At 65.7% G+C, this 17,208-nt stretch carries 16 protein-coding genes; 6 read left to right on the top strand and 10 right to left on the bottom strand.

The features are described from left to right. Window positions 1-47: 47 nt before the first annotated feature. On the bottom strand, window positions 48-1,787 hold the full coding sequence (locus ACOYYX_RS24915; protein ID WP_422924736.1) for a serine/threonine protein kinase: 1,740 nt from the start codon (window positions 1,785-1,787) through the stop codon (window positions 48-50). Window positions 1,788-2,422: 635 nt separating this feature from the next. On the opposite strand from ACOYYX_RS24915, the gene ACOYYX_RS24920 reads away from it, so the two are divergent. Then, window positions 2,423-5,053, top strand: coding sequence for a WD40 repeat domain-containing serine/threonine protein kinase (locus ACOYYX_RS24920; protein ID WP_422924738.1), 2,631 nt, complete (start codon window positions 2,423-2,425; stop codon window positions 5,051-5,053). 42 nt (window positions 5,054-5,095) lie between these two features. Here ACOYYX_RS24920 and ACOYYX_RS24925 read toward each other — a convergent pair whose 3' ends face one another. Continuing rightward, window positions 5,096-5,695, bottom strand: coding sequence for a hypothetical protein (locus tag ACOYYX_RS24925; protein ID WP_422924740.1), 600 nt, complete (start codon window positions 5,693-5,695; stop codon window positions 5,096-5,098). Between the two features lie 494 nt (window positions 5,696-6,189). Here ACOYYX_RS24925 and ACOYYX_RS24930 point away from each other — a divergent pair, with 494 nt between their 5' ends. Both ACOYYX_RS24930 and yedA read left to right on the top strand, forming a co-directional pair. Beyond that, entirely contained in the window at window positions 6,190-6,678 is a 489-nt protein-coding gene (locus ACOYYX_RS24930) for an Lrp/AsnC family transcriptional regulator (protein WP_422924742.1), read from the top strand. Further along, a complete protein-coding gene (yedA, locus tag ACOYYX_RS24935; RefSeq protein ID WP_422924744.1) occupies window positions 6,668-7,633 on the top strand; it encodes a drug/metabolite exporter YedA in 966 nt (321 codons plus the stop codon). Before ACOYYX_RS24930 ends, yedA begins: the two co-directional genes overlap by 11 nt. Window positions 7,634-7,664: 31 nt before the next feature. Here yedA and ACOYYX_RS24940 read toward each other — a convergent pair whose 3' ends face one another. Beyond that, the gene (locus tag ACOYYX_RS24940; RefSeq protein WP_422924746.1) at window positions 7,665-8,879 is read right to left on the bottom strand and encodes an acyltransferase family protein; all 1,215 of its coding nucleotides are present in this window, start codon (window positions 8,877-8,879) and stop codon (window positions 7,665-7,667) included. A gap of 413 nt (window positions 8,880-9,292) precedes the next feature. On the opposite strand from ACOYYX_RS24940, the gene ACOYYX_RS24945 reads away from it, so the two are divergent. Next, window positions 9,293-10,681, top strand: coding sequence for a hypothetical protein (locus ACOYYX_RS24945; protein ID WP_422924748.1), 1,389 nt, complete (start codon window positions 9,293-9,295; stop codon window positions 10,679-10,681). 26 nt (window positions 10,682-10,707) lie between these two features. On the opposite strand, the gene ACOYYX_RS24950 is transcribed toward ACOYYX_RS24945, so the two are convergent. After that, window positions 10,708-11,235, bottom strand: a complete 528-nt coding sequence (locus ACOYYX_RS24950; RefSeq protein WP_422924750.1) for a CRISPR-associated protein Cas4 — start codon at window positions 11,233-11,235, stop codon at window positions 10,708-10,710. Then, on the bottom strand, window positions 11,226-11,483 hold the full coding sequence (locus ACOYYX_RS24955) for a hypothetical protein (protein ID WP_422924752.1): 258 nt from the start codon (window positions 11,481-11,483) through the stop codon (window positions 11,226-11,228). The genes ACOYYX_RS24950 and ACOYYX_RS24955 overlap by 10 nt, the downstream gene beginning before the upstream one ends. A gap of 194 nt (window positions 11,484-11,677) precedes the next feature. On the opposite strand from ACOYYX_RS24955, the gene ACOYYX_RS24960 reads away from it, so the two are divergent. Then, entirely contained in the window at window positions 11,678-12,115 is a 438-nt protein-coding gene (locus ACOYYX_RS24960; RefSeq protein WP_422924754.1) for a GNAT family N-acetyltransferase, read from the top strand. Window positions 12,116-12,259: 144 nt separating this feature from the next. Here the strand turns inward: ACOYYX_RS24960 and ACOYYX_RS24965 are convergent, their stop codons facing one another. After that, complete coding sequence (locus tag ACOYYX_RS24965; RefSeq protein WP_422924756.1) at window positions 12,260-12,991, bottom strand: SDR family NAD(P)-dependent oxidoreductase; 732 nt, start codon at window positions 12,989-12,991, stop codon at window positions 12,260-12,262. 100 nt (window positions 12,992-13,091) lie between these two features. Continuing rightward, window positions 13,092-13,841: an SDR family oxidoreductase gene (locus tag ACOYYX_RS24970; protein ID WP_422924758.1), complete on the bottom strand. Its 750-nt coding sequence runs from the start codon at window positions 13,839-13,841 to the stop codon at window positions 13,092-13,094. A 100-nt stretch (window positions 13,842-13,941) separates the two neighbouring features. On the opposite strand from ACOYYX_RS24970, the gene ACOYYX_RS24975 reads away from it, so the two are divergent. Further along, window positions 13,942-14,283 (top strand): ArsR/SmtB family transcription factor, encoded by a 342-nt coding sequence (locus tag ACOYYX_RS24975; protein ID WP_422924760.1) that lies wholly within the window; start codon window positions 13,942-13,944, stop codon window positions 14,281-14,283. A 23-nt stretch (window positions 14,284-14,306) separates the two neighbouring features. Here the strand turns inward: ACOYYX_RS24975 and ACOYYX_RS24980 are convergent, their stop codons facing one another. The 3 genes from ACOYYX_RS24980 to ACOYYX_RS24990 all read right to left on the bottom strand — a co-directional run bounded on the left by ACOYYX_RS24980 (window position 14,307) and on the right by ACOYYX_RS24990 (window position 17,067). Beyond that, window positions 14,307-14,828: a hypothetical protein gene (locus tag ACOYYX_RS24980; protein WP_422924761.1), complete on the bottom strand. Its 522-nt coding sequence runs from the start codon at window positions 14,826-14,828 to the stop codon at window positions 14,307-14,309. A 201-nt stretch (window positions 14,829-15,029) separates the two neighbouring features. Beyond that, on the bottom strand, window positions 15,030-16,103 hold the full coding sequence (locus ACOYYX_RS24985) for a TolB family protein (protein WP_422924763.1): 1,074 nt from the start codon (window positions 16,101-16,103) through the stop codon (window positions 15,030-15,032). Between the two features lie 199 nt (window positions 16,104-16,302). Continuing rightward, the gene (locus ACOYYX_RS24990; RefSeq protein WP_422924765.1) at window positions 16,303-17,067 is read right to left on the bottom strand and encodes a hypothetical protein; all 765 of its coding nucleotides are present in this window, start codon (window positions 17,065-17,067) and stop codon (window positions 16,303-16,305) included. Window positions 17,068-17,208 lie beyond the last annotated feature (141 nt).

Genomic DNA, 17,208 nt, shown 5'->3' on the forward strand with positions numbered 1-17,208 from the left:
GATGACTTCGCTCTCGATCGGTTCGATCGCTGGCACTCACTCGTATGTTACTTCGTCCGCCGCGGGGCCGTCGGGCCCATCGGATCGCGGAAGTCCTGATTCAGGTTCTTCCGGATGATCTGATCCCGGGTCGCCTGGAACTTGCGCTGGAGGACGGTCGAATTCGCCTTCCTCGCCGCGACGAGCGCCTCGTCGGCGACGGCCAGGGCGAGGTCGAACAGGCCGGCATCGGTGAGGGCGGCGACGCCATATTCCTTGTTCTCGAACTGGACGGGCACCCCGTCGAGGTCATCGTCGACCGCGCTCAGGGCGGCCTGGACCAGGACGGCGAGCTCCTCGCCGAGCGTCTTGCCCGCCTTCCAGCCGCCGATCTCGGGGGCGAGGGAGCGCAGGCGTTCGACATCGTGTTGTTTCAGCAGTTCCCTGGTGAGCTGGATGTAGGCCTTCGTGCAATAGTCGCGATCTTCGGGGTAGTACCCGGGGACGGCCAGCCAGGCCGCGACGCGGTCGCCGTGGTTGCCGATGAGCTGGGCGTGGTGGTACTGCGCCTCGGCGTCGGGCTGCTTCTCCACCAGCGACGACCATTCGGGGACCATCCAGAGCCCCGGCATGCCCGTCGACGTCGGCGCCGTCTTGGCGAGGAGGTCCGGCGGCCTCGTGAACCAGCCCCAGGCGAGCCCGGCGATCAGCGCGATCGTCGCCAGGGCAATGCCATGCCGGCTCCCGAACGAGGGTCGAGGGGCCCCGTCGACCTCGGTGGCCTGTATGGCCGGAGGCGCCGTCCTGATCACGCCCGACGGAGGGGCCGCGGGCGTGACGGCGGTGGAACCGTGGGGGACGACGCTCATGCTGGGCGACGTGATCGCGATCTCGGGCTCGCCGACCGCCATCGAGACGGTCTGCATGGTCTCGCGGATCTTGTTCAGGTCGCGGAGCAGCTCGGCGGCCGACTGATAGCGCTGGTCGGGCCTCTTGGCCATCAGCTTCATGACCAGGTGGTCGAGCTCGACCGGGATGTCGGGCCGATGCACGATCAGGCGGACGGGCGTGTCCTTGACGTGCTTCATCGCGACCGCAATCGCCGACTCGGCCCGGAACGGCGGGGCGCCGGCGATCATGTGGTAGCTGGTCACGCCCAGCGAGTAGAGGTCGCTGCGGTGGTCGAGCGAATGCCCCTGCGCCTGCTCGGGGCTCATGTAGATGGGGGTACCCATCGTCACGCCCGGCTGGGTCAGGTGCAGGTGGTCGGAGTCCTGGTCGCGGCAGAGGCCGAAGTCGGCGACCTTGACCTGCCCCTTGCGCGTCAGCAGGAGGTTCTCGGGCTTGATGTCGCGGTGGACCAGGCCGATCTCGCCGGCGGCGCCGATGGCCACGGCCGCCTGCTTCATGATCCCGAGGGCCTGCGAGAGTTCGAGCGCCCCCTTCTTCTGGAGGTACTCACGCAGGTTCGTCCCCTGCACGTACTCCATGGCGATGAACCGATAGCCGTCGACCGAGCCGAGCGTGTAGACGTGGACGATGTTCGGATGGTTGAGCTTGGCCACCATGGTGGCCTCGGCCTCGAACCGGCCGATGTAGTTCGGCTTGGAGAGGAGGTCCGGGCGCAGGACCTTCAGGGCGACGGGCCGGCTCAGGCTGAGCTGGCGGGCGAGGTAGACCTCCCCCATCCCTCCGCGACCGAGCAGGCGCTCCACCTGGAAGTCCCCGAGGACCATCCCGGTCAGGTCGCGCGCCTCTTCGGTGGCGACTTTGAGCGTTGGTGGGTGAGGCTTCTCCGACTCGCTCATGACCCCCCCGGCATCGGTGGGAACATCGCATCCCCCCATCATCAAGACTCTTCGCGCACGCCCTTCCAGTGTACGTCAAGGCCGGCGAGCGCGCAAAGTCAGAAGCCAGCCCCGAGTGCGGCGATCCTCAACCCGACTTCCCGGGTCAAGATATCTGGAAGGGACGGGTTGCCCCCTTCCTCGTCGGAACTTTGCGACTGCTACGCTGGAAGCCTCGATTTCGTTCGGATCATACCGACTTTCTCCGCCTCGTTCCCAGACGTTCGCCCTCCGGGTTAACGCCTCTCCGTCGAAAAACTTTGGAGGAGACAATCTTAAACGAATATCGAGCCCCGACACTCCCCGATCCGCGCGTCGAGACGCCATCCAACTCCGACGCCCCGATTCTGCTCAAGTGCATCGATGCGTTCGTGTTTGGATGAGATTCGCACGCGTCAGGCCTTTGGAGCTGGGCGGGAGTTGAGAGCCGCCGCCCTCGTTTGCATTGACCGGGTAATGATGGTATGGAAGGAGACTCATGCGACACCCCTTCAGGACGTCTCCCTTGCAATCGCCACAACTCGCCCACGTGAAGGATCGCGGCGTGAGGTCTCGCGACCGATCCTCGACATCGAACCGGCTCGAGAACCTCTCCCATGGCTGATCGGAGCGAGTCGTCTCGCGACCTCCTCTTCGGCATGATCGCCCTGGAGGGGGGATACCTCGACCAGGCTCAGCTCGTGGCGGGGTTCCGGGCCTGGAAGGCCGACCCGAAGCGTTCGCTGGCGTCGATCCTGGCCGAACAGGGGACGCTGTCGGAGTCGACGCGCACGGTCGTCGAGGGGCTCCTCACCGAGCACCTCGCACCCCGGCCCCGTCGAGGCTCGAAGCGGAAGGCCAAGACTCTCGACGAGCCCATGCCGACCGTCACCCACGAGGGCCCGGCCTTATCGAAGACCGGCGAGGTCGCGACCGGCCTGGAGTCTCCGGCCGAGGCCTGGAGCGGGCGGTTTCGCGTCTTGCGACCGCATGCTCGCGGAGGGCTGGGCGAGGTCTTCCTGGCGCTCGACCCGGAGCTGAACCGGACCGTGGCCCTCAAGGAGTTGCAGGCGGAGCGGGCCTTCGACCCCGGCAGCCAGGCCCGGTTCTTGCTCGAGGCCGAACTCACGGGTCGGCTCGAACACCCGGGGATCGTCCCCGTCTACGGGCTCGGTCGCTACGCCGACGGCCGCCCCTACTACGCGATGCGATTCATCGAAGGGGAGACCTTGCGGGCGGCGATCGAGCGGTTCCACCAGGGGAAGGACCGCAAGGCCGCCGCGAATAGCATCGAGCGGGAGCTCGCGTTCCGCCGGCTCCTCGGGAGCCTCATCGACGCCTGCAACGCCGTGGCCTTCGCCCACAGCCGGGGCGTGGTGCATCGCGACCTCAAGCCCGAGAACATCATGCTCGGGCGATTCGGCGAGACCCTCGTCGTCGACTGGGGGATCGCCAAGCCGCTCCAGCAAGAACGCGCGGGGGGCGAGGACGCGAGAGACTGGCCGACCCTGGAGAGCCGCGCGGGGGAGGCCTCGCTCACCAGGCCCGGCGCCATCGTGGGGACCCCTCGCTACATGAGCCCCGAGCAGGCCGCCGGGGACCACGACCGGGTCGGAACCGCCAGCGACATCTATAGCCTGGGTGCCACCCTCTTCTGTCTGCTGACGGGCAAGCCCCCCTTCACCGACAACGACGTCAAGCGCGTCCTGCACAAGGTCAGTCACGGTATTTTCCCCGCGCCGAGGCGCCTGAAGCGCGACCTCGACCCCGCGCTCGAGGCGACCTGCCTGCGTGCCATGTCGTTGAAGCCCGAGGAACGCCACGCCTCGGCGCTCGACCTCGCCCGTGAGCTCGAGGCCTGGCTGGCCGACGTCCGCTATCGAGGGGAGCAGGAGCAGGCCCTGAGCCAGATGAAAGGGTCGCTGGCCCGTCTCTGCCTCGAACGCGCCTATGCCCTCTTCCAGCGAGAGATGCAGGCCGAGGGGATGCTCTGGCTGGCGAGGGCGCTCGAGCATGCCCCGCCCGAACTTGAGCGTCCCGTGCGCACGGGTCTGTACGGCTGGCACTCCGGCGAGAAGTTGCTGGAGCGATCGCTGAAGCATGGCAGCGGGGCCATCCACCACCTCACCTTCTGCATCGAAGGCAGGCGCCTGGCCACGGCCGGGATCGACGGCAAGGCCCAGCTCTGGGACGTCGCCACCGGCACCCTCCTCTTCGCCCCCCTCGAGCATCGAGGCCCGGTCCGCTCGGTCGCCTTCCACCCCGACGGCAAGCGCCTCGCGACGGCCAGCGAGGACGGGACGATCCGGCAATGGAGCCTCTCGAGCGGCGAGCCCGAGGGGGCCCCGCTTGTCCTCAAAGCCCCCGTGACCCTGATCGCCTACAGCGCCGACGGTTCGACCCTGGCGACGGCCTGCGACGTCGTCGGCACGTTCCTCTGGGAGACCGAGACCGGCCGGCCCATCTCCCCGGTCGCGAAGCACGGGAGCCCTCTGCGGACGTTCGCTTTCGCCCCCGACGGCGCGACGCTGGCCGTCCCGAAGGATGATCGGGGCGTGGCCCTCTACGAGACCGCGACGGGTCGCCTGATCGACCTGCCGATCCCTCACGAGGCCGAGGTCACGGCCCTGAAGTTCAGCCCCGACGGCCGCAGCCTCCTGACGGGGGGCCTCGATGGCAAGGCGCGGCTCTGGGACCTCGAAGGGGGCGTCGCCCGGGTGACGATCGACCACCGTTCGCCGCTCGCCTTCCTCGACTTCGACCCCGACGGCACGGTCATCGCCGCCGCCGGGGACGACTCGCACGCACGCCTCTGGAACGCGGCGACCGGCCGTCCGATCGGCGAACCCTTGACGCACGAGCTCCCCGTGAGCTGCCTGTCGTTCACCCCCGACGGCTCGACCCTGGCGACCGGCAGCCAGGACGGAACCGTGCGGCTCTGGGACGCCGCCACGGCCCTCCCGATCTCCCCCGCCCTGCTCCACCGCGGGGCCATCACCGCCCTCTCCTTCACCCTCGACGGCCGTCGGCTCGCGACCGCCTGCGCCGACGGCTTCGCCCGCTGCTGGCAGATCCCTATCCCGCTCGAAGGCCCCGTCGAGCGGATCAGTTGCTGGGTTGGCGTGACGGGCGACCTCGAGTTCGACGAGGGGGACGCTATCCGCCGCATGGACGGCGCCACGAGCTGGACCATGCGCCGACGCCTCGTCGAACTGGGCGGCCCGCCGGTCCGGGACGTCACTCGCTGAGGTCGCAACCTTGGCGAGAACCCGGCTCATGCCAGGCTGTCATCAAGACTTGGCCTTCTCTTCATCCTCGTCCGCGTCGTCGTCGTCTGCCTTCTTTTCTGAGGCCTTCGGCTTCTTCGGCTCCTCAACCTTGACTTTGGAGAGGAAGCTGACGACCCGCAGCTTCTTGGGGTCGGGCTTCAGGATGCCGAGCTCGATCTTGAACCGCCAGGACGGGAGGGAGATCAGGCCGGTGACCTTCTCGTCGGAGGTCGTGATCACGGTGCCGGGGATCTGCGGGCCGTTGGGGCTTTGCTGGATCGTGGCCCCCTTCTCGAACTGGATCGCCTTGACCTTCTCGGGCTTGATCTCGTACTCGCCGATATCCCCCTCGACCATGATGTTGTAGAGCGAGAGCGACCCCGAGACGACGCGGTCGCCGTCGAGCTCGGCCTTGATGTTCCACTCCTCGGGGGGCGTCTGGGGTACCATGCGGCCGTTCCTGGCCATCATGCCTCCCATGCCCATCCCCATGCCCATGCCTCCCATGCCCTGACCTCCACCCATCCCCCCGCCCATGCCTCCCATGCCGCCGAACTGGGCGTGGGCCGAGGTGGAGCCAAGCAAGACGACGACCAGGGCGAACAGGCTCGATCGCGACATAGTCAGAGATCCTTTTCCTGGAACGTGGGGACGCACAAGTCCGCTCGAAACGACGAGGACCCCGAGGGCGTCCATAACGGCAACGATGCGGACCCGCCGATCGGAGGACGACCACGAGGACGAGTTTCCCATGTCGGAGCCTCGTCCACGAGTCGGCTCTCACCCCTCGGGCCGCTTTGTCATGGAGGAGTGGTCGTTCAAGCGAGAGTTATTTCATCTTTTCCCGGGAACCGTTTCCGTCACTCCCTCGAAGCTTGGCAATGCTGACGCGTCCGGCACTCCCGAGACTCATGAGATCTACCCTGAAATTCTACACCGAATTCTCTCGTTGAATCCGAACCTTTCCGCCTCGTAGAACCTCTGTCGGAGAATAATCGTCCCCGCGAGGCTCGATTTGCCGAACGATGTTCCTTACATAATCGAAAATCGCGAACGATGAGATTGACTTTGAGTGCCGTCCTGACAAAGATTCTCCCGTGCGAGGAGAATCCAGAATGATCGACGAGATCGACCGTCAGTTGCTGAACTTCCTTCAGGCGGATGCCCGGATATCGAACGCCGAGCTGGCTCGCCGGGTGGGGATGGCCCCGTCCGGCGTTTTGGAGCGGGTCAAGAAGCTGGAGGAGCGTGGGCTCATCCGGGGCTTCGAGGCCAGGCTCGATGCCAGGAAGCTCGGATCGGGGCTCGTCGCCTTCGCGTTCGTGAAGTCGGACGACCGCGTGGGGGGCATCGAGTCGGCGCAGGCCCTGGCCGCGATCCCCGAGGTGCAGGAAGTGCACCACATCGCGGGCGAGGACTGCTATCTGATCAAGATCCGCGTGTCGGATGTCGAGGCGTTGGGCCGCCTGCTGCGCGAGAAGGTCGGGGTCATCCCGACCATCCGCTCGACGCGCACGACCATCGTCATGGAGACGCTCAAGGAGACGGCGACGGTGCAGATCCCGGGGTCGGGGTCGCCTGAAGGGGGCAGCGATGCAGTTTAGTCGACGAGAGTGGCTCACCATCGCGGCGTTTGCGGTGGTGTACCTGGTTTGGGGTTCAACGTATCTGGCAATCCGGATCGGCCTGGAGACCATGCCGCCGATGCTCATGGCCGGGGTCAGGTTCCTGATCGCCGGGACCATCCTCTGCAGTTGGGCATTGGCGAGGGGGGCGAAGTGGCCCACCCGGGGCCAGTGGCTGCGGTCCGCGCTGGCCGGCTTCCTCATGCTCGTACTGGGCAACGGCGGCGTGACCTGGGCCGAGCAGTACGTTCCTTCCGGCATCGCCGCGTTGCTGGTCGCCTCCGAGCCCTTCTCGCTGGTCTTGCTCTCCTGGGGCTTCTTCGGCGGGCGACGCCCTGGACTGAGGACGACGGCGGGCCTGATGATCGGCCTGCTCGGGGTCGCCTTGCTCATCATGCCGGAAGTGGGCGACGCCAAGACGGGGGGCCTGATGCTCGCAGGCTCGATCGCGATCATCCTCGCGGCCGTGGCCTGGGCGGCCGGTTCGCTCTACCTGCGCAAGGCGGACCTGCCCGAGTCCTCCACCCTCTCGACCGGCATGCAGATGCTGATCGCCGGGGCGATGCTCGGCTCCTTCGGCCTGTCCCGGGGCGAGGGGAACGCCTTCGACCCCGCGAAGTTCTCCACCCACTCGCTGCTGGCGTTCGGCTACCTGATCTGCTTCGGCTCGATCCTGGCCTTTTCCGCCTATAGCTGGCTGATCACGGCGACGACCCCCGCGCGGTTGAGCACCTACGCCTACGTCAACCCGGTGATCGCCGTGCTGCTCGGCAGCGTGGTCGCCCACGAGCCCATCGCCCCGCTGGCCTGGGTGGCGATGTTCGTCATCGTGGCGTCGGTGGCCCTGGTCACGACGGGCGAGGTCGAGGATCTTCAGGAAGGCCACGAGGATGAAGTCGTGGTCCTGCCGGGCACCCTGGGCGAGCAGACCTGATCGCCCGGGGCATGATCCCTTCAGCCCGATATCAAGAGCCGGAGACGAGCCCCGGGGATCCCGCGAGATCCTTGGGGTCGACTCTGACCTGCTGCGACTGGGCCCGACGCTGGATGGAGTCGGAGATCCGCCGTCCGAGGAGCCGTCCCGGCTGCTCGACGATGATGGACAGGATCCGCGCCGCAGTTATGGTCAAAGCGCAGGTGACGACCAGCGAGACAACCGAGACGAAGGGGTTGCCCGAGTATGAGGTGATCTTCTTCTCGACCAGGTTGAGCACCAGGAACTGGATCAGGTACATGCCGTAGGAGAGCCGGCCGATGGCGACGAGGGTCGGCCTTTGCAGCGTGCGCTGGATGGGGCCGTTCTCCATCAGGATGACCACCATCGTCACGGCGACCATGAAGCTGTAGACGAATCGCAGGCCGTGGTTCCAGGGGTCGGGGATCCGGCCGATGCCCATCTGGAAGAGCAGGAAAGCCGCCACGAACGCGATCGCCACGCGAGGCCGCCCAAGCCAGGCCAGGCGGTTGTACGTCGCCCGGTCCTCCAGCAGGAAGGCCGTGGCGCAGCCGATCAGGATGTGCGCGTAGGGCTGGATGAAGTACCCGAGCTTCGAGCTGACGAGCGCCGAGGCGATCGTCAGTCCCGTCAGCACGACGGTCCCCAGGAACCGAATCTTGCCGAGCCCCTTCAGCATGACGAACGCGAAGAGGGGCCAGACCAGGTAGAACTTCTCCTCGATCCCGAGCGTCCACGTGTGGCCGAACGGGGCGAGGCGGCCCGTCTCATAGAGCCCCTGGAAGAAGGGCCATTCCTGGAAGTAGATCAGGTAGTACGGGAGCGAGGAAGCCAGCAGCCCTCGCTTCTCGGGCGCGATGCCCAGCCCCAGGATCAGGACGCAATAGAGGGCCAGGACGAAATAATAGAGCGGGAAGAGGCGGAAAAAGCGGCGGATATAAAAGGCCTTGAGGTTGACCGCCCCCCTGGCCCGCTCCTCGCGGATGGCCAGCATCGTGATCAGGTACCCACTGAGCACGAAGAAGATATTCACGCCCAGCTCGCCGGAGAGCCATCCCCAGATCCCGCTCTTGATATGGAAGGCCACCACCATGAGCACCGAGATCGCCCGAATCCCGTCGAGTTCGGGGAAGTACGACCGGCGCTGATAGGCGTCGAAGCCGGAGGTGGGATTGGCGAGGCTATCGAAGGGCCCGCCCTCGACCGGTTGGGTATCAGCCTGCATTACGTCACCAGCACCTGTGCGGGGAGCCAAGTCGGGAGGCCGCGTAATTGGTGATTTCATTGATAGGTGGCCAAAGGGGATCCTGTCAAGATAGGCGGAGGGCGTCGAGCGTTATCGGGGCAAGAGTTAGCGGTGTGTTGTCTGATCTCACCGTGTGTTGACAGAACGCATTGATTGAAAATCATTTACTTGAATGCGCCAGGACTGCCGATGTGCGGATGCCGCCGCTCGATTTCGCCGTCGGTTTCCGGGGGGGAAGGGATAGCGTGTGTGCCCGAACCGGGGTGGTTCGGCACGGCCCCGGCGCCTCCTTCGGGACGGTTCACGGTCCTTGAGGGATCCTTTCCGATCTCTTACGATGGCGCCCACTCATAAAGCACTCTAGAACGCGGTTCGTGCAGAGGGGCGGCGACGTGATCAGATTTTCGAACGGGGCCTGTCTGGCCGGCCTGCTCCTCCTGCTGGGATCGGCGAGCACATGCCTGGCCCGCGACGGGGGCGGATCCGGCGTCTCAACCGACCAGTATCCGACGATCCAGGCGGCGCTCGACGCCAACCCGGGCAAGGTGATCGAGGTCTCCCCCGGCGTTCACGAGATCAAGGAGGCTCTCCGAATCTCGACCCCCGGCGGCGGCCTCGTTGGCTCGGCGACGATCGTCCAGACCGACCCCGCGCATAGTCTCGTGCGCATCGACCACGCCCAGGGTGCCATCCTCAAGGGCCTGACCCTGACTCGCCCCGAGGGACGCAGAGAGACCAAGGTCGAGGCCGTGGTCGCCCTCGACTCGCGCGACGTCTCCCTCGTCGACCTCCGCGTCATCGACAACCAGACGAGGGCCTCGGCGATCGAACTGCGGAACTGCGTCGACAGCCAGATCCGCGACTGCCTGGTGCAGAACTATCAGCGCGTGGATATCGACGACCGCACGGATACCCCCGACCAGGGCTATGCCTTCCGCTGCGTCATCGGCACGGGGATCCTGATCCGGGAGTGCCAGGGGATCCTGATCCAGGGGAACAAGGTCCGCGAGGATCGGCTCGTCGCCACGCCCGAGGTGAAGAAGGAATTCAGCCTGGGCAAGTACACCAAGAAGAACCCGGCCCGGGGCCGGATCACGAACGCCCGCGACTGGGAGCGAGGCGAGACGGACAACTGGATGCAGGGGACGGCCATCCACATCGGCTCCCCCGAGGTCACCGACGGCGTCCAGGTGATCGGAAACCTCGTGGAGCGCGCCGGCCAGGGGTTCGACATCCACGCCGACCACGTGACCCTCTCGCAGAACATCGTCAACGACGCCCTGATCGGCATGAAGGCGATGCACGGGTCGAAGCACGTGATCGTGATGGGCAATCAGTTCATCAAGAACACGCTCTGGAGCATCGGCATGATGCCGGGCGCGGCGTCGCTCCCCGCGAAGGCCGCCGAGGGGGGCAAGCCCGCCCGACCGGCGAACGTCGACGGCGGCTCGATCATCGCGAACAACATCATCACCGACTTCGGCCTCGGCCAGACGCGCTGGGTCTGGGGCGACGACAACCTCGGCTGCCCGATCCGGTTCGACCACGCCCAGGTCCCGGAGAACCCTCCCCTGACCGACGTGATCATCATGGGCAACGTCGTGTATGACACCGGCCGAGACACCATCATCAAGGACGGCAAGCCCGAGATCGTCCCCCCTCGCTACCGCTACGCCGTCCTGGTCGAACCCGGCCAGAGTGCCCCGCTCGGCCTCCACTTCTCGAACAACGTCTTCCACCCCGGCACGCAGGGGATCTCCAACGTCGACCTGGAACCTTGACGCCGGCTCCTTCGATCGATCGGGGCTCAGGCGTCGAGAGCCTGATCGCAATTCTCGCGCTGCCCGCAGTGGCGACATTGAGTCGCCCTCGGGCGGACCGGGATCGGCTCCTCGATCGCCGCCCTCGCCCGGCGGATCTCGTCGACCATCCTGAGCACCCAGGCCCGCAGGCTAGCGTCATTGTCGATCCGATGTCGCGACCCGTCGCCGCAGACGATGAACCCATGCGAGGGCCTCGACCTCATCTGCTCCTCGACGAGCAGGAAGTACACCCCCATCTGCGCCCTGTGCGAGTCCTGCACCCGGAGCGACGACTTCCACTCCTCGATGATGATCTCGCCGCCGAACCTGACGATCCGATCCGGCCGCCCCGTCAGCCCGTGCCGGTGAGACGTGAGCGTGACCCGATCGAGCGAGACCGTCCTCCCCTGCCCCAGCCCTCGACGACGGCGCAGCCGTCGCCCCCTGGCCCTCAGCAGAATACCCAGAACCGCCAGCGCGAAGGTGAGGCCGACCAACCATTCGGTCGGCAACTCCGGCTTGTTTATCGCCATGAGAGCACCAGCAGTCCCAACACGCCCAGGGCGATCAGCAACCCTCCCAGCGCGATCAGCAGCTGTGCCAGCCGCTCCACGCCGGCCTTGCGTCCATGATGCCTACGCCCTGCTTCCCGAGCCGCCCGATTGCTTGCGGGCAGCCCGAGCCCGAATTCGAGCCGCCACTGCTCGGGGCAATAGACGTAAGCCGCCACTTCCGTGGCCGAGATCAGATCCTTGGGGCGTCGTCGTCCTTGCGATCGCATGGGCATGCTCCTCAGGCCGAGGAGAATGCCCGATTTTTGCCAGTCTGTCCACCCATACATCAGATGGGATCGTCAGACCTGGATCGCATGCGAAGGAGAGGATATGCTGTTCGCAACGGTCAATTGATGGTGGCAACGTGACGACTGCGGGGACCGCCTGAGGAGTAAGATTTCATAGCTTGATGGGGATCTCAATGGGCGACATAGGATTCAGGAACGCTACCCTCACGGACGCGGAGCTGCTTTTCGCATGGAGGAACGACCCGGAGACGCGGGAGCATAGCCACAACACGGGGCTACTCGAGTTCGAGAAGCACGTGGCTTGGCTCGAAGCAACCCTGGCCAATCCTCGCCGGGATCTCAGGATTGCGGAATGGAAAGGGATTCCCGTAGGAACCGTTCGGATCGATCTGCTGGATGATGGCTGCGAATTGTCCTGGACGGTCGCTCCAGAATCGCGGGGGAAAGGTATTGGCAAGCAGATGATCAAATCTGCCGTGGAAGGTCTTTCGGGGGCAGTCTTTGCAGAGATCAAGGCGGGAAATATCGCTTCCAGCCGCATGGCGGAATACGCGGGGATGGAACTGATCAGCGAAAAGGACGGAGTTTTAACCTATCGCTCGTTGAAATGAGCTGGTGGCCATGCCGCCCGATGATTCGCGGGCACTCCCGGGGCTGAGATCAGGCCATTGGGGCGTCGTCGCATGGGCATGCTCCTCCGGCCGAGGAGCATGCCCGATTTTCGCGAATCTGTCTACTTGTACAGATAGCTGGCGTCAGACCTGGGCGGTGCCGCCGTCGACGAAGAGCTCGCTGCCGGTGACGAAGCTGGAGTCGCTCGAGGCGAGGAAGAGTGCGGCGGTCGCGATCTCCTCGGGGCGGCCCATGGTGCCTCGGGGGATCATCTTCACGAACTCGGCGAGGGCGTCCTTGGGCACGCCCTCGAGGATCGGGGTGTCGATGGTGCCGGGGCTGAGGACGTTCACGCGGATGTTGCGGTGCTTCAGGTCGAGGGTCCAGGTCCTGGCGAACGAGCGGAGCGCGGCCTTGCTCGCGCTGTAGACGCCGAAGGCGGGGAAGCCCATCGAGCCGGCGATCGAGCCGTTCATGATGATCGAGCCGCCGTCGTTGAAGAGCGGCAGGGCCTTCTGCACGGTGAAGAGCGTCCCCTTCACGTTCAGGCCGAACGTCTTCTCGTACTGCTCCTCGGTGATCTCGCCGATGGGGGCGAATTCGCCCGTCCCCGCGCTGGCGAAGAGGACGTCGATCTTGCCCTTTTCCGCCTTCACCGTTTCATAGAGCCGGTCGAGGTCGGCGAGGTTGCTGGCGTCGCTGCGTACGCCGGTGACGTTGCGGCCGATCGCCTTCACCGCGTCGTCGAGATTCTGCTGCCGACGCCCCGTGATGAAGACGTAGGCTCCTTCCTCGACGAAGAGCTTCGCCGTGGCCAGCGCCATCCCGGACGTCGCGCCGGTGATGACGGCGACCTTGCCTTCGAGCTTGCCCATGAGTCTCGGCCTCCTGTTGGTTGAGCCTTCTGCGGGTCTGGATCTCGGTCTCTGGCTGATATCGTTCTCGGCGATCGGGCCGGTCAGCGGCCGTGGAGGGTCAGACCTGCGCCATGCCGCCGTCCACCGTCAGCTCGATCCCTGTGATGAAGCTGCTGTCATTGGAGGCGAGGAAGAGTGCTGGCTTGGCGATCTCATCGACGTGGCCGATCCGGCCCAGCGGAACCACCTGCGAGAAGTTGGACTTGAACCCTTCAACCTGCTCCTCGCTCATGCCCGTCTTGCCGAAGATCGGGGTGTCGATCGGCCCGGGGGAGATGACGTTGACGCGGATCTTCCTGGCCTTGAGGTCGGCCGTCCACGTGCGGGCGAACGATCGGATCGCCGCCTTCGTGGCCGAGTAGACGCTGAAGGCCTCGACCCCCTTATAGCCGGCGATCGAGCCGTTCATGATGATCGAGCCCCCGTCGGGGACCAGCGGCAGGAGCTTCTGAACCGTGAAGAAGGTCCCCTTCACGTTGACGTCGAAGGTCAGGTCGTACTCCTCCTCCGTCACCTGCCCGAACGGCTTGACGACACCGAGCCCCGCATTCGCGAAGATGATGTCGAGCTTGCCGTGCTTGCTCCGGATGTGGTCGTGGAGCCGGTCGAGGTCGGCGAACTTGGAGATGTCCCCCTGCACCCCCTCGGCACCCTCGCCGATGCTCTTGACCGCGTCGTCCAAATCCTTCTGACGCCGGCCCGTGATGATGACCTTCGCCCCTTCCTGGGCGAAGAGACGCGCCGTCGCGAGGCCCATGCCGCTGTTGCCGCCCGTGACCAGGGCGACCTTCCCCGAGAGTTTTGACATCGCAATGCTCCCCCCAAGACGCCGGCGAAATCTTTTAGTTCCGAACTCCCGAACTTTAGGATTGATGGACTATAGGGTCAAGCGTCCCTACACTTTTTTCATGCGACCGCTCTATCATCCGCCCCTCTCCGAGATCACCGTGCGGGGGCTGCTCCATGCCCTGTCGGACCCGGTGCGCGTCTGCATCTACAGGCGGCTTTCGGGCGCGGATCGCGTCAGGAATTGCGTGACATTTGCGCATGTTGGGGACAAGCTGCTGCCCAAGTCGTCGCTTTCACAGCACTTCAAAGTCTTGCGCGAGGCCGGGCTCATCCGTAGCGAGCGCAAGGGGGTCGAGCTGCACAACCAATCGAGGGGCGACGAGCTCAAGGAGAAGTTCGGCCGGATGATCGACGCGATCCTCGAGGCCTACGAAGACGAGGCGGGCGCTTCGAAGACGTGAGCCGTCGCCTGCTGCCCTCGACTTCAATTCCCTGGCGCGTCCCAGGGGGGGGCCGCGAAGGTCGGGGGCGCGGGGGCGGGAGTTGGTGTCGGATCGGCCTCGTCCGACTCTCGGGTCCGGGGTTCGAAGTAGGCCGTGACGACCCCGCCGACGTAACCGAGCAGGAGCGTCAGGAGCATGTGGCCGATCCGCGTCGTCGCGACGACCTCGTGGCTCGACAGGCTCCCCTCGGTCGGCCTCCCGAAGTAGAACCAGACGGCGAGGTCGTCGAGGGCCCGCGACGTGATCAGGTTCTCACCCCTGCCGAGGTTGGCGAGCAGGAAATAACCCCAGCCGACGACGGCGAAGCCGAACCAGAAGGCCCCGCGACTCCTCGCGGCGATCGTGGAGACGATCAGGCTCGCCGCCACGATCGAATAGAGCCCCTGGTAATAGAGGAAATACGTGCTGTACCCATCATGGATCGATCGGACCGAGGCCAGCGCCAGCCCGATCGGGATCTGGGAGATCGTGAAGGCTCGGACGAAACGATTCGGTCCATTCATGGGCCATCCGACTCCCTGCTTATTAAATCCTCGTGGGGACCCCGATCGGAGAAGATCCCGAGAGATCGGCTTCGCGTGGGTTGTCGCTTCGAGTTCTGCTTTCCTATAACTTATAGGCGAACCCTGACGCACGGTGACACCGGAGTTATCGCGGGGCTCGATTTGGTGAGCCCTACTCACATTCCTGGCGATCGGGGGGCGTCATTTCGGGGGCTGGACCTTCTCGCTGCTGAAGACGACATAACGGCCGCCGGGCGAGAAGATGGGGTCGGAGAGGGCGATTCCGTATCCCTTCCTCTCGTACGGCCTGGGTTTCTCCGACCGTCCTGGGTGGAACGAGTAGAGCGTGCCCGCAGGGTCGTGCGATCGGGGCCGCCCGATGAAGATGCACAGATCGGTCTCGGGCGAGTAGATCGGATACACGGGCCTGGTCTCGAGCTCCGGGCCCCGCTTCCAGAGGACCTTCTTGATTTTGGCCTCCTCGGGCTTGGAGATGTCGACGAGCGCGATCGAGTCGGACTCGGCGTCGCCGACGGCCGCGATGAGGGTGTCGCTCCCGGTCCCGTACCAGGTGGGCGTGGTGTAGATCTTCGGCTCGGCGAGCGAGACCTGATGCGGCTCCCCCGTCTTGATGTCGATGAGCGAAAGCTGCGTCGGGTCGGCGAAGCTGACGATCAGGAGCCGCTTGCCGTCGGGCGAGATCTTGGGCCGGCCGAACTCGCAGAGGAACCGTCGGTTCTGCCCGGTCGCTTGCATGATCCAGGTCCCCGGCTCGGCGTTGGCCACGGCGCCCGGGTTCAGCAGGAAGATGACGCGGTCCCCTTCCGGCGTCAGCCCAGGGCAGTTGCCCGGCCCGAGGTCGCTGAGCTCCGGCGTCTTCTGGCCGGCCTCGAAGAGTTGCAGTCGCGACTTGTCGAAGGCATTGCCGGGGGCCGGGGTGACGTCGAAGAGGAGCCGCGTGCCGTCCTGGGACCACTCGGGGGACCCGCCGTAGACCAGGCCCTCGTCGGGCTCGTCGACGATGAGCGTGGCGTCGCCGGTCTCGGCGTCGAGCAGGTAGAGGACCCGCCCCTCCTTCGCCTTGGACGGGACCGCGGGGTGCGCCTTGAACTGCCCGGCGAGCTTCTCCACGGCCGCGGCTACGGCCTTGTTCTCCCCGATCGGCGCCGCCTTCACGCCCGGCGATTGTGGAGGTTCCGCCTCCAGGGCGGCGGCGAAACCATTCAATGCCAACGCGAGTCCCATCAGCGTTCCGACATGGACCTTGACGCGCATGGTGGATTTCCCCTGCAATGACCGGGTGGCCTCGACGGCTCGGCACCCGGCCTCGGTTTCTTCGCGGCGACGACCCTTTTTCAGGTGGGATCAAGAGATCCCGTTGAGATCATCGAGGATCGTCGAGTGAGTTGCAATCATCCCCTTGCGCGTGCCATCCTGCCCGGGGACGTTCGAGCCCAGGGGCCTTTCCTGCGGTTCAGGTGTCGAGGATGGGGTCGTGCAGGGGGTGTTCGGGCGAGCGGTGCCTTTCCCCCTTCTCCCCGGACACCCAGCCGAAGAGCTCCAGCTTCTGCGAGCGGGCCATGTCCTGCCAATGGCGGAGGTCGTGGGCGGCCCTCTCCCAGGTGATCCCGCGGATCTCCCGATATCGTCTTGTGGCCTCGAGCTGCTTTCCCGAGAGGATCAGGAGGTCGAGCTCGGCGATCCGCCCGGAGGCTTCCCTGACCTTGGGGTGATCGGGCAGGCCGTCTTCGGGGGGGATCCAGCCGAAGCGAGCCAGCTTCTGCGACCGCTCGAGGTTCTGCCAGCCCCGCATGGCGGCGACGGCCTCGTCCCAGGTGGATTTGCTGAGTTCCCGATAGCGCCGAGTGGCCTCGGCCTGCTTGTCCGCGAGGACCAGGCGGTCGACCTCGTAGACGTGCCTGGCCGCTTCCTTCGCCCTGGGGTGGTCCGGGAGGTCGTACTCGGGCCCTTCACTGAAGATGATCCACTGCTGCCTGGCGAGCTCGGTGCCGTGGTCCACGATCAGCTTGCCGAGCGCCGCCGGATCCATCTTCCCCCAGACATGGCCGCACGATGCGCAGGCCTGGACCCCCCGAATCGTGACGCCGATCCCCTGCTGCAGCAGGGGTAACTGGCGGTGGGGGAAGAAGTTATTGGGCCCCTGGCCGTTGGCCATCGAGCCGACATGCCCCGCGACGAGGTTCTCCGAATTGCAGGCCGGACAGCGAAGGTCTTCCACGGCGGTTCCGCCCCTCGGGTTCTCAGGTTCGTGTGGATGATGGCAGGTTCGATGTGACGACACCTGCCGGTCGCGAAGGGATTCGCCGGCCGAGCCCCCGCATTCGAACCCCGTCCCCGAGGTTTTCACCACAAGTACTCC

Origin of the sequence: Singulisphaera chitinilytica (assembly GCF_049331405.1) — a bacterium.
Classification (GTDB): domain Bacteria; phylum Planctomycetota; class Planctomycetia; order Isosphaerales; family Isosphaeraceae; genus PoT.

What these genes read in the sequence shown, in the direction of transcription:
- ACOYYX_RS24950 (WP_422924750.1), bottom strand. Translation starts at nt 11,235, where the DNA reads ATGGCGATAAACAAGCCGGAGTTGCCGACCGAATGGTTGGTCGGCCTC.
- ACOYYX_RS24925 (WP_422924740.1), bottom strand. Translation starts at nt 5,695, where the DNA reads ATGTCGCGATCGAGCCTGTTCGCCCTGGTCGTCGTCTTGCTTGGCTCC.
- ACOYYX_RS24975 (WP_422924760.1), top strand. Translation starts at nt 13,942, where the DNA reads ATGCGACCGCTCTATCATCCGCCCCTCTCCGAGATCACCGTGCGGGGG.
- yedA (WP_422924744.1), top strand. Translation starts at nt 6,668, where the DNA reads ATGCAGTTTAGTCGACGAGAGTGGCTCACCATCGCGGCGTTTGCGGTG.
- ACOYYX_RS24930 (WP_422924742.1), top strand. Translation starts at nt 6,190, where the DNA reads ATGATCGACGAGATCGACCGTCAGTTGCTGAACTTCCTTCAGGCGGAT.
- ACOYYX_RS24940 (WP_422924746.1), bottom strand. Translation starts at nt 8,879, where the DNA reads ATGCAGGCTGATACCCAACCGGTCGAGGGCGGGCCCTTCGATAGCCTC.
- ACOYYX_RS24915 (WP_422924736.1), bottom strand. Translation starts at nt 1,787, where the DNA reads ATGAGCGAGTCGGAGAAGCCTCACCCACCAACGCTCAAAGTCGCCACC.
- ACOYYX_RS24970 (WP_422924758.1), bottom strand. Translation starts at nt 13,841, where the DNA reads ATGTCAAAACTCTCGGGGAAGGTCGCCCTGGTCACGGGCGGCAACAGC.
- ACOYYX_RS24980 (WP_422924761.1), bottom strand. Translation starts at nt 14,828, where the DNA reads ATGAATGGACCGAATCGTTTCGTCCGAGCCTTCACGATCTCCCAGATC.
- ACOYYX_RS24960 (WP_422924754.1), top strand. Translation starts at nt 11,678, where the DNA reads ATGGGCGACATAGGATTCAGGAACGCTACCCTCACGGACGCGGAGCTG.
- ACOYYX_RS24965 (WP_422924756.1), bottom strand. Translation starts at nt 12,991, where the DNA reads ATGGGCAAGCTCGAAGGCAAGGTCGCCGTCATCACCGGCGCGACGTCC.
- ACOYYX_RS24985 (WP_422924763.1), bottom strand. Translation starts at nt 16,103, where the DNA reads ATGCGCGTCAAGGTCCATGTCGGAACGCTGATGGGACTCGCGTTGGCA.
- ACOYYX_RS24955 (WP_422924752.1), bottom strand. Translation starts at nt 11,483, where the DNA reads ATGCGATCGCAAGGACGACGACGCCCCAAGGATCTGATCTCGGCCACG.
- ACOYYX_RS24920 (WP_422924738.1), top strand. Translation starts at nt 2,423, where the DNA reads ATGGCTGATCGGAGCGAGTCGTCTCGCGACCTCCTCTTCGGCATGATC.